Source organism: Aidingimonas lacisalsi (assembly GCF_008079445.1).
In the GTDB taxonomy this organism is placed as follows: domain Bacteria; phylum Pseudomonadota; class Gammaproteobacteria; order Pseudomonadales; family Halomonadaceae; genus Aidingimonas; species Aidingimonas lacisalsi.
Genome location: NZ_VRYH01000026.1, coordinates 1 through 641, shown reverse-complemented (window position 1 = coordinate 641; position 641 = coordinate 1). Strand labels below are relative to the sequence as shown.

Here is a 641-nt window from a genome sequence, read left to right as displayed (position 1 = left end):
GCGATCAGCATAGGAGAATTGCACATGCACCCCATGCGTCTCCCGACCTTTCAACCGCAACATCCGACACATGTGGAATTACCTTGACACCCGAATACGACCTAGCTCTAACTTCATCAATAAGGCTGCCAATTTGTGTGGCCACCTTATCTTGACCTTTCATTGACCTTCTTGGCTTCGCGGAGAAGTAGTACCCTATGACGCCAAAACTCAAGGTCGATGAATCTGATCTGGACTTGAGCAATGCCTGAATTCGGTCCACATCCTCCAGAATTGGGGAAATCGACGTCTGACTTTTTATTTCGATAACGGCCCGGGGGAAACCGTTGGCATACCAAAGCAGTATGTCAAACCGTCCACCAAGCCTCGCTGCACTAGGTGGTCTCCCCCTCCGAGAACCACCCGCGTCTTCAACTGCTTGCTTGGCACTACTCTCGACTGTTACCAGCTTCGCGCCCGGAATGTCTCCCACTTCCTTAGCTACATAGGTTGTAATCCAATATTCTGCGGCCATCCAAGCCCAATCGCCCCCTGAAAGAGCTTCATAGTCATGCTGCGCTCGGGTAATTCCTGCAATAACTGACTTGGCAACAGCATCCCGTGGGATTTGCCTTGGCATAGAGTCTCCTTTGCTCTCTAAC

The 641-nt window shown here is 51.0% G+C and carries 1 protein-coding gene; it reads right to left on the bottom strand.

Annotation, left to right across the window (positions count from 1 at the left end; all coding sequences use genetic code 11):
- Positions 1-4: 4 nt before the first annotated feature.
- On the bottom strand, positions 5-641 hold a 637-nt coding region (locus FVV99_RS18465; RefSeq protein WP_236645480.1), incomplete at its 5' end, for a hypothetical protein.